This is a genomic window from Streptomyces sp. MspMP-M5 (assembly GCF_000373585.1).
Classification (GTDB): Bacteria; Actinomycetota; Actinomycetes; order Streptomycetales; family Streptomycetaceae; genus Streptomyces.
Genome location: NZ_KB891854.1, coordinates 378,540 through 389,260 on the forward strand (window position 1 = coordinate 378,540; position 10,721 = coordinate 389,260).

The 10,721-nt window shown below is 69.5% G+C and carries 8 protein-coding genes; all 8 read right to left on the minus strand.

The features are described 5' to 3' along the window. Positions 1–84 precede the first annotated feature (84 nt). The 8 genes from dxs to ngcE all read right to left on the minus strand — a co-directional run bounded on the left by dxs (position 85) and on the right by ngcE (position 10,565). A complete protein-coding gene (gene dxs / locus B073_RS0104830; RefSeq protein ID WP_018536961.1) occupies positions 85–2,013 on the minus strand; it encodes a 1-deoxy-D-xylulose-5-phosphate synthase in 1,929 nt (642 codons plus the stop codon). 366 nt (positions 2,014–2,379) lie between these two features. Further along, positions 2,380–3,654, minus strand: a complete 1,275-nt coding sequence (locus B073_RS0104835) for a sugar ABC transporter permease (RefSeq protein ID WP_018536962.1) — start codon at positions 3,652–3,654, stop codon at positions 2,380–2,382. Further along, positions 3,651–4,451: an ATP-binding cassette domain-containing protein gene (locus tag B073_RS0104840; RefSeq protein ID WP_078507894.1), complete on the minus strand. Its 801-nt coding sequence runs from the start codon at positions 4,449–4,451 to the stop codon at positions 3,651–3,653. Before B073_RS0104840 ends, B073_RS0104835 begins: the two co-directional genes overlap by 4 nt. Positions 4,452–4,575: 124 nt before the next feature. Beyond that, positions 4,576–5,667 (minus strand): sugar ABC transporter substrate-binding protein, encoded by a 1,092-nt coding sequence (locus B073_RS0104845; RefSeq protein WP_018536964.1) that lies wholly within the window; start codon positions 5,665–5,667, stop codon positions 4,576–4,578. A gap of 148 nt (positions 5,668–5,815) precedes the next feature. Next, on the minus strand, positions 5,816–7,015 hold the full coding sequence (locus B073_RS0104850) for an ROK family transcriptional regulator (protein ID WP_018536965.1): 1,200 nt from the start codon (positions 7,013–7,015) through the stop codon (positions 5,816–5,818). A gap of 243 nt (positions 7,016–7,258) precedes the next feature. After that, the gene (locus tag B073_RS0104855; protein ID WP_018536966.1) at positions 7,259–8,134 is read right to left on the minus strand and encodes a carbohydrate ABC transporter permease; all 876 of its coding nucleotides are present in this window, start codon (positions 8,132–8,134) and stop codon (positions 7,259–7,261) included. Positions 8,135–8,145: 11 nt separating this feature from the next. After that, the gene (locus tag B073_RS0104860) at positions 8,146–9,069 is read right to left on the minus strand and encodes a carbohydrate ABC transporter permease (RefSeq protein WP_018536967.1); all 924 of its coding nucleotides are present in this window, start codon (positions 9,067–9,069) and stop codon (positions 8,146–8,148) included. Between the two features lie 62 nt (positions 9,070–9,131). After that, a complete protein-coding gene (gene ngcE / locus B073_RS0104865; RefSeq protein WP_018536968.1) occupies positions 9,132–10,565 on the minus strand; it encodes an N-acetylglucosamine/diacetylchitobiose ABC transporter substrate-binding protein in 1,434 nt (477 codons plus the stop codon). Positions 10,566–10,721: the final 156 nt, after the last annotated feature.

The window sequence follows — 10,721 nt, forward strand, 5'->3', positions numbered from 1 at the left end:
GCATCGCCCCGGACGCCGATGGGCCGGCCGGAACATCCGTGGGGACGTCCGGCCGGCCCATCGGGCGGGCGGTGCGGGCCGCGGTCAGTCGCGGGCCGCCTCCGCGGGCGCGGGGGCGCCGGCGCCGGCGCCGCGGTTGTCCATCTTGGCGACCAGGCCGGTCACCTGGCGGGCGATGTCCGGCGCGGTGAGCCCGACCTCGGCCATGACCTCCTTGCGGGAGGCGTGGTCCAGGAACCGCTCGGGGATGCCGAAGTCGCGCAGCGGGACGTCCACGTCGGCGTCCCGGAGCGCCTGGGCGACGGCCGAACCGACGCCGCCGGTGCGGATGTTGTCCTCGACGGTGACCACGACCCGGTGCTCGGCGGCCAGGCCCGGCAGCGCCTCGTCGACCGGCTTGACCCAGCGGGGGTCCACGACGGTGGTGGAGATGCCCTGCTTGTCGAGGAGGTCGGCGACCTCCAGGCACATCGGGGCGAGCGCGCCGACCGACACCAGCAGGACGTCGGGCCGCCCGTCGGTGCCGGCCGCGCGCAGCACGTCCATGCCGCCGACCCGGCCGACCGCCTCGACCGCCGGGCCGACCGCGCCCTTGGAGTAGCGCACCACGGTCGGCGCGTCGTCGATCTCGACGGCCTCCCGCAGCTGGGCGCGCACCTGCTCGGCGTCGCGCGGCGCGGCCAGCCGCAGGCCGGGGACGACCTGGAGGATCGACATGTCCCACATGCCGTTGTGCGAGGCGCCGTCGGTGCCGGTGATGCCGGCCCGGTCCAGGACGAAGGTGACGCCGCACCTGTGCAGCGCGACGTCCATCAGGACCTGGTCGAAGGCGCGGTTGAGGAAGGTGGCGTAGACCGCGAAGACCGGGTGGAGTCCGGCGGTGGCCATACCGGCCGCGGAGACCGCGGCGTGCTGCTCGGCGATGCCGACGTCGTAGACCCGGTCCGGGAACGCCTTGGCGAACTTCTCCAGGCCGACCGGCTGGAGCATGGCCGCCGTGATGGCGACGATGTCCTCGCGCTCCTTGCCCAGCGCGACCATCTCGTCGCCAAAGACGCCGGTCCAGTCCTTGCCGCCGGAGGAGATCGGCAGGCCGGTGTCCGGGTGGATGGGGCCGATGCCGTGGAAGCGGTCGGCCTCGTCCTGCTCGGCGGGCTTGTACCCACGGCCCTTCTCGGTGAGGCAGTGGACGATCACCGGGCCGCCGAAGCGCTTGGCGCGGGCCAGCGCGGACTCCAGCGCCTCGATGTCGTGGCCGTCGATCGGGCCGACGTACTTCAGGCCCAGGTCCTCGAACATGCCCTGCGGCGCGATGAAGTCCTTCAGGCCCTTCTTGGCGCCGTGCAGGGTCTCGTAGAGCGGCTTGCCGACGACCGGGGTGCGCTCCAGGATGTCCTTCCCGCGGGCCAGGAAGCGTTCGTAGCCGTCGGTGGTGCGCAGGGTCGCGAGGTGGTTGGCCAGGCCGCCGATGGTCGGCGCGTAGGAGCGCTCGTTGTCGTTGACGACGATGACCAGCGGGCGGTCCTTGGCGGCGGCGATGTTGTTGAGCGCCTCCCAGGCCATGCCGCCGGTGAGGGCGCCGTCACCGATGACGGCCACCACCCGGTCGTCCCGGCGGCGGACCTCGTTGGCCTTGGCGATGCCCTCGGCCCAGCCCAGGACGGTGGAGGCGTGGCTGTTCTCGATGACGTCGTGCGCCGACTCGGCGCGGGAGGGGTAGCCGGAGAGGCCGCCCTTGGCCTTGAGCCGGGAGAAGTCCTGGCGGCCGGTCAGCAGCTTGTGGACGTAGGACTGGTGTCCGGTGTCCCACAGGACCCGGTCCTTGGGGGAATGGAAGACGCGGTGCAGGGCGATGGTCAGCTCGACCACGCCGAGGTTCGGGCCGAGGTGTCCGCCGGTCTTGGAGACCGCGTCGACGAGGAAACCACGGATCTCCGCCGCCAGCTGCGTGAGCTGCTCCGGGGTAAGCCGGTCCAGGTCGCGCGGCCCCTTGATACGGGTCAGCAATGCCACCCCATGCCTCCTTGCTGCCGTAGGTCGAGCTTGCCGATCAGATGAGTCTAATGTCGCGCGCGCCGCCGGCGCGGCCGGGCCTCGCGATGTATGTCACTCGGGTGGAGGCCCCCTCGAACGCCGTCGCGGGCGGTCGCAACGGCGTCCCGGACGCGGCACGGCCCCCGTCGGAAGACGTCCGATGGGGGCCGGTTTCCACCCTGTGACGAAGACTGTTGCCGTCCTATGACATTTCAGGACTTACAGGCACCTGGGGGGTGATGTGGCCAGCCGGCGTTACGTACGCCCGAGGCGCCGCCGCAGCCGCAATCCGACCCGCGGCTACGTGCGCCCGAGGCGCTGCCGCAGCCGCGATGCGACCTGCGGCTACGTGCGCCCGGCGGTCTTCTGGGTCCGCCGCGAGACCGAGTCGATCACCACGGCGGCCAGCAGCACCGCGCCGGTGATCATGTACTGGATCTCGCTGGCCATGCCGAGCAGGTTCAGGCCCTGCTGGATCGACTGGATGACCAGCATGCCCAGCAGCGCGGACCAGATCTTGCCGCGGCCGCCGAAGAGGCTGGTGCCGCCGATGACCGCCGCGGCGATGACGTTCATCAGCGTGTTGCCCGAACCCAGGTTCTTGGTGGCACCGCCGGAGAGGCTGGCGATGAAGAGACCGCCGAAGGCGGCCAGCATCCCGGAGATCGCGAAGACCGTGATCCGGACCCGGTTGACGTTGATGCCCGCCCGGCGGGCCGCCTCCGCGTTGCCGCCGACCGCGAAGATCTGCCGGCCGTAGCGGGTGCGGCGCACCACGAAGTCCGCGACGACCAGAACGGCGAGGAAGAGCACCAGGGCCAGCGGCAGGCCGCGGGCGCCGGACGGCTCGTTGAGGACGTAGGCGACGGCGAAGGCGATCACCGCCACCACACCGGTGCGCAGCAGCACCTCGCTGAGCGGCCGGAACGGCAGGTCAGCGGCCCGGCGGCGCCGGGTGTCCAGCAGCAGTGAGCCGGCGTACGCAAGGACCGCGACCAGCGCCAGACCGTAGGCGGCGGCCTTGTCGTCGAAGTAGTAGCCGGTGAGGTCCTCGACCAGGCTGCCGCTGGGCGTGTTGATGGAGCCTTCCTTGCCCATCAGCCAGATCTGCAGGCCGCTCCAGCCGAGGAACCCGGCCAGGGTGACGACGAACGCGGGCACCCCGACCTTGGCGAAGAAGAAGCCGTGCAGGACGCCGATGGCGGCGCCGGCGGCGATCGCGATCAGGACCGCTAGCCAGTCGTCGACGCCGTGCGTGACGCTCAGCACCGCCCAGACGGCCGCACCCACACCGGCGACCGACCCGACGGAGAGGTCGATCTCGCCGAGCAGCAGGACGAAGACGATGCCGACGGCCATGATGCCCAGGCCGGAGGTGTAGACGCCGATGTTGGCGAGGCTGCCCGCGGAGAGGAAGCTGCTGTTCTTGAACTGGAAGACGACGGCGATGACGATCAGGCCGACGATGACCGGCAGGGATCCCAGCTCACCGCCGCGGATCCGGCGCGCGAACTCCTGGAAGTAGCCGGCGAAACCTTTCTCCCTGACCAGCAGCCGGGGGTCGACGGCGGTCGGCTGCGGGGTCTTCGGCGTGGCCTCGGCGGTCTGCTGCTCGGTCATCGCCCGGCCTCCTTCTTCAGCTGGGTGGTGCGGGCCGTGCGGCGGGTGACGGCGTTGTCGTCGGCACCGGTGATGGCGGCGATGATCTCTTCGTGGGAGGTGTCCGCGACGTCGAAGACACCGTTGTTACGGCCCAGCCGCAGCACCGCCACCCGGTCCGCGACGGCCCGCACGTCGGCCATGTTGTGGCTGATCAGGATGGTGCCGAGGGCGCGCTCGCGGAGCCGCTCGACGAGGTCGAGGACCTGCGCGGTCTGCTCGACGCCCAGCGCGGCGGTCGGCTCGTCCAGGATGACGACCCGGGGCTCGCCGATCAGCGCGCGGGCGATGGCGACGACCTGCCGCTGGCCGCCGGAGAGCGCGGCGACCGGGATCCGGACGCTGGGGATCCGGATGGACAGGGTGTCCAGGAGCTCCTTGGCCCGCTTCTCCATGGCGATCTCGTCGAGGACGCCGGAGGTGGCCAGCTCGCTGCCGAGGTAGAGGTTGGCGACGACGTCGAGGTTGTCGCAGAGGGCGAGGTCCTGGTAGACGGTGGCGACGCCGAGCGCCTGGGCGTCGTGTGGCCGGCCGATGCGGACCGGCGCGCCCTCCCATTCGATGACGCCGTCGTCGACCGGGTGGACGCCCGAGATGGTCTTGACGAGGGTGGACTTTCCGGCGCCGTTGTCGCCGACCAGGGCGACCACCTCACCGGCGCGGATCTCCAGGGTGACGTCGGTGAGCGCCTGGACGGCGCCGAACCGCTTGGAGACGCCGCGCAACGCCAGCACGGGCGTAGCGGACACGTGAATCATCTCCTTCACCGCCGTCGCTGCGGCGGGAGTGGTGGTGCGAGTGCGGGGGCGGTGCGGGGCCCGGCGCCGGCCGGCTGCCGGGCCGGGGTGGGCGGAAGCGGGCCGGTCGGGCCGGCCGTCCGCGCTACTTGATGCCCGCCGCCGCGCAGGCCGCCTTGACGTCGGCGGTGCAGATCTGGCTCGCCTGGTAGACCTTGTCCTTGATGATCGTGTCCTTGATGTTGTCCTTGGTCACGACCTGGGCGTCGTAGAGCTTGGCGGGGATGCCCTTGACCTCGCCGCTGAGGCTGTCGACCTTGGCGGGCGCCAGGGAGTCGATCTTGTCGCCCTTGAGCAGCCGGACCGCGATCTCGGCCGTGGTGTCGGCCTGCGGCTGGATCTGCTTGTAGATCGTGAACGCCTGGTCGCCCTTGAGGACCCGCTGCAGGCCCGCGAGCTCGGAGTCCTGGCCGCCGACGGGGACGTTCATGCCGCGCTGCTTGAGGGCGGTGATGATGCCGCCGGCCATGCCGTCGTTGGCGGAGTAGACACCCTGGATGCCGCCCTTGCCGAGCGCGTCGATGGCCGCGTTCATCTTCTTGTTGGCCTCGTCCGACGACCAGTCGGGGATGTCCTGCTCGTAGACGACCTTCTTGACCTGCTTGTCGAGGACGCTGTGGGCGCCCTTCTTGAAGAACGGCGCGTTGGGGTCGGTCGGCGAGCCGTTGATCATGACGACGTTGTCGTCCTTGGCCCCGGCCCCCATGGCCTTGACCAGCGCCTCGCCCTGGAGGCGGCCGATCTTCTCGTTGTCGTAGGAGACATAGGCGGAGATCCGGCCCTCGGCCAGGCGGTCGTAGGCGACGACCTCGACGCCCTGCTTGGCGGCCTGGTTCACCCAGGATCTGGTGGCCTTGTAGTCGACCGGGTCCAGCACGATCACCTTCACGCCCTGGGTGATCAGCGCGTCGAACTGCTTCTTCTGTTCCTGGGTGTCCTGGTCGGCGTTGTTGTACCGGACCTGGCAGTCCGGGCACAGCGCCTTGATCTTCTTGGTGATCAGCGGGCGGTCGAAGGTCTCGTAGCGGGTCGTCTTGTTCTCCGGCAGCAGCAGACCGATCGTCTTGCCGTCCCCGCCGCCCTTACCGCCGTCGCCGGCCTTGCCGCAGGCGGCCACGGAGAGCGCCATCGAGACGGCGGCGGTGGCTATGACGACGCGGCGCGTCCACACGTTCATGGGGTACCTCCCTGACATGGCCGCGTCGTTGCGGCCGAGGTGGCTGGAAGTCAACTCGGCCGCCAGCCGACCGTCAAGGAGTAAATCCTTAACGAGATGACAACGGTGCCATGCGTTAGGGGAGTGAACTTAAAGCGCTTTCACGCGGTCATGCGGGCGCGGGCGCGTCGGCCTCGCGGGCGCCGTCGAGCAGGGTCGAATCGCCCATCTCGCTCAGGACCAGGGCCAGCGCGCCCAGCACCTCGGCACGGCCGCCGAGGGTGCCCGGCACGATGCCCAACTGCCGTGCGGCGCTGGGGATGGCGTACCGCGAGACGGACTCCCGGATCGGGCCGAGGACCAACTCGCCGGCCTCGGCGAGATCGCCGCCCAGCACCACCCGGCTGGGATTGAGCAGATTGCACAGATTCGCCACACCGCTGCCGATATGGCGGCCCACGTCCGCGACGACCCGGCGGCACCCGGGGTCGCCCTCGCGGGCCAGCTGGACGACCCGGGCCATGGTCAGGTCGGGGCCGTGGCTGGGCTGGAGCAGCGGGAGGACGTAGCGGGCGGCGGTGAAGGTCTCCAGGCAGCCACGGTTGCCGCAGCGGCAGACCGGGCCGGACTCGTCCAGGGTGATGTGGCCGATCTCGCCGGCCGTGCCGCCCGGGCCGCGGTAGATCTGGCCGCTGATCACCAGTCCGGCGCCGACGCCGCTGGCCACCTTGATGTACGCCAGGTCCGCCGCGCCGCGGCCGCCGCCCCACACCAGCTCGCCGAGCGCGCCGAGGTTGGCGTCGTTGTCGACGTAGACCGGGACGCCGAGCCGCCCGGACAGCTCCTCGCCGGGCTTGGTGCCGGCCCAGCCCGGCAGGATCGCGGTCGAGCCGAGGGTGCCGGACTCGACGTCGATGGGGCCGGGGACGCCCAGCCCGACGCCGATGATCTTGCCGGGACTGACGCCGGTCCGCTCGATCAGCCGGCCGACCAGCCGCTCGGCCCGGGAGAGGCCCTCGGCCGCGGAGGCGTCCACGTCGATCGGCTCGGCCTCCTCGGCGAGCACCTCGTGGGCGAGGTTGCCGACCGCCACCCGCAGGTGGGAGTGGCCGAAGTCGACGCCCACCACGATGCCGGCGTCGCCGGAGAGCGAGACGCTGCGGGCCCGGCGGCCGCCCGCGGAGGTGGGCGTCACCTGGACGGTCCCGCCGTCCTTCAACTCGCGAACGATGTTGGAGACGGTGGCCGCGGACAGCCCCGTGCTCCGGGCGATCTCCGCCTGGGTGAGCGAGCCCGCCATGCGCACCGCCCGGACGACCCGCTCCAGATTGGCCCGGTGCAGCGAGGACTGCGACCCCGGAGTCTCCATCGACTCATCCACTCCCGCCTCTGGCGCACAGTGCGACGACTGCCCGCCGGCCGCACCCACGTCATCGAGGGACGGCAACCGAATTCAACATGTGAACTCTAAGCAGAACTCCAGCGGGGAAGTCTCGTCAAGGCGTTGAGCCCGGGCGGACACCCGGCGGAGGCGGGCGGCAACAGTGCGGCGGGGCATACGGAAAGGGCGGTTCCGGCGCCGTACGGAACCGCCCCGCCGAGGTGACCGGCGCTACTTGAGCGCGCCGGCCGTCAGCCCGGCCTGCACCTGCCGCTGGAAGACGACGTACACGGCCAGGACCGGCAGCATCGCGATCATCATGCCGGCCATCAGCCCGCCCCAGTCGCCCTGGTAGCCCTGCTGGAGCGCGAGGTTGGCCAGGCCCTGGGTGAGCACGTACTTGCTCTCGTCCTGGTTGAGGACCATCGGCAGCAGGTACTGGTTCCACTGCCCCAGGAAGTTGAAGATGCCGACGCTGATCAGGCCGGGTTTGGCCATCGGCAGCATGACCTGGAAGAACGTCCGGGCGTGCGAGGCGCCGTCGATCATCGCCGCCTCCGCCACCGAGGTCGGCAGGGTGCGGAAGAACGCCGTCATGAAGAAGACCGTGAACGGCAGCGAGTAGGCGATGTAGACGAGGATCAGGCCCTGGTACGTCGCCAGCAGCGGGACTCCGGGGAAGTCCCGCAGCACGAAGAAGAGCGGGATGACCAGCATGAAGACCGGGAAGGACATGCCGGCGACGAAGAGGTAGTAGATGAGGCGGTTGCCGGGGAAGGTGAAACGGGCCAGGACGTAGCCCGCCATGGAGCCCAGCACCATCGTCCCGGTGAGCGAACCGCCCACCACGATCAGGGTGTTGAGGAACATCCTGCCGATGTCGGCCTTCTCCCAGGCGTTGGCCCAGTTCTCGAAGTGCAGCCGGCCCGGGAGGGACCACGGCGTGGTGAGGATGTCGCCGCTGCTCTTGAAGGAACTCCACAGCACCCACAGCAGCGGCAGGCCCACCATCAGGCCCCACACGAAGAGGATGCCGTGCGAGAAGACGTTGAGCGTGCCGCCCTCGGAGGTCCGGCGCGGCCGTGCCGTGGTGGTTCGTCTCGTCATGCGCCCTGCCCCTAGTACTCGATCCGCTCACGGCGCGCGAAGCGCATCGTGAGGACGGCGAACAGCAGCGTGACGACGAGCATCGCGACGCCCATCGCCGCCGCGTAGCCGAACTGACTGTCGCGGAAGGCGGTTTGGTAGAGGCGGAGCGGGACGACGTCGGTCACGCCGTCCGGGCCGCCCATGTTGACCGACATGATCTGCACCAGCGCGAACGCGTCCATCGCGATGATGCCCATGTAGACCCAGCCCGTCTGCACGGTGTCCCACAGCAGCGGCAGGGTGATCCGGAAGAAGGTGTGCGAGCGGCCGGCGCCGTCCAGCAGCGCGGCCTCGTAGATGTCGCGCGGAATGGAGGCCATGGCGGCGGAGAACAGCACGACGTAGAAGCCGACGTTGGCCCACACCATCACGACCATGATGCAGGCCAGTGCCAGGCGGCCCTCCCCCAGCCAGGCGCTCTGCAGGGAGTCCAGACCGACCGCGCCCAGCAGCGAGTTGAGCATGCCGTCGTGCGGATCGGGATTGTAGATGTTGAACCAGATCACCGAGATGATGGTGATCGAGATGACCTGCGGGAAGAAGTAGACGAATTTGTAGAACCTCGCGCCGCGGACTCCGGTGATGACCGCGCCCCGGCGGGCCCGGCCGCCGACGTTCAGCATGAAGGCGAAGAACAGCCCCAGCGCCAGTGTGGCGATCGGCACCAGCACCAGCATGACGACGTTGTGTTTGAGCGCGTTCCAGAATTCGTCGCTGTGCAGCAGTTTTCCGTAGTTGGCCAGCCCGACGCTCTTGGCGGTGCCGCGCAGTCCGCTCCATTCCGTGGTGGAGATCTGGAACGCCTGGACGAACGGCGAGAGCACGAAGATGCCGTAGATCAGCAGCGGCAGGGCCAGGAACCCCGCGATGAATCGGTACGTGCCGTGGCGCATGAGCTTCCCGGCCCTCCCTCGTCGGCGGTGGTGCGTGGACGGAACCCCGGTCGGCGGACCGGTCAGGAAGCGCGGTGGAACTTGGTGACGGAGCTGTCCTTGGCGACCTCGTCCGCGTACTGCTGGGCCTTGCTGATCCAGTCGGCGGCCTTGAGTTCGCCGGTGAGCAGCTGGCTGGTGAGACCGCCGAGCTTTTCGTCGGTCAGCTTCGGATACCACTCCGGCAGCTGGATCATCAGGAGGTTCTTTCCGCCCTCCTTGACGGCCTTCGCCGCGGACGCCAGGCCGGGCGAGAGCTGCATTCCGTCGGTCGCGCCCTGGACACTCGTCAGCGACTTGACCTTGGTGGCGAAATTCTGGGCATGCTTCCTGGAAAGCATGATCCGCAGCAGTTCCATGCCACCGACGGGGTTCTTTCCGCCCTTGGCGACGATGAACGGCTCACTGGGCTCGGCGCGCAGGGTGCCGTGCGGCATCCGGTCGCCACTGCCGCCGTCGAAGAGCGCCCCGACGGCCATGTCGAAGTCGGCCGGGGTGGTGGGCCCGGCCTCGTTCTCCACCCAGGAGCCGTTGGGGATGAAGGCGGCCTTGCCGCGGGTCCAGGCGGTCTGTGCCTGAATGTGCGTCATCCCCTGGCTGCCCTGGAGGAAGTAGCCCTTGGCGGCCAGTTCCTCGTAGTGCCCGATGACCTGCTTGACCGCGTCGTTGGAGGTCCAGGCGCGGGGTTCGAGGTTGTCGATGGCGATCCACTTGTCCAGGCCGCCGATCTTGGCGATCTGCGCGAACACGTTGAAGTGGACGTAGTACGGGTATTTTCCCGGATACGTCCAGGGGGCGATCCCGGCCTTCTTGATCTCGGCGCAGAGGCTGATCATCTCGTCGAAGGAGGCGGGATAGGCCCAGCCCTTGTCCTTCAGGAGCTTGTGGGAATACCACGTTCCGTACACCGTGAAGGCGTAGTAGAAGACGTCGAAGGCGTCCTTGTGCTTTCCCTTTTCGATGGTGCTCGGGTAGAGCGTGTCCCGGACCTTCTTCTTCGGGTCGTCCAGCGACGGGGCGTCGAGCAGTGCGGTGAGATCCTGCAACTGCCCCTGTGCGGACAGCTTGTTCATATCCAGGTGGTCGGCGCCGGAGTTGTCGATCAGGTCGGGCGGATTGCCGCCGGCAAAGCGCGGCTGGAGTTTGGGACCGATCTGCTGGGTGCCGGTGTGCTTGACGGTGACGCCGTAGGACTTGCCGTAGTCGGCCTCGGCGTCCTTCGCGTACTGGTCGCCCAGACCGCCCTTGAAGATGAAGGTCTCCAGCGGCGCGGCGTTCTTCACGCCGAGCGGATTCTTCGCGGAGGTCGCGCCCTTGTTCTTGATGCCGTCGTCCGAGCCGCCGCCGCCCCCGGTGGCGCAGGAGGTGAGGGCGCCCATCGCCGGTACCGCGAGAATTCCCAGGGCCACGGCCCGCTTGACCAGATCGCGGCGGCCTACTTCTGAGGTGGATCCCATGCTCAAGTCCTCGCCTTCTTCAGGACTCAGGCGGTGCACCGGAGCCACCCCGGCACCGCAGGTCAGATGAAGCTGAGTCGTACGGGATGTGCACCGGGCGAGCCGGGGCCTCTCCAGCGGAACAGGCCCCAGGGATACGCGGGGAATTCGTCCGCC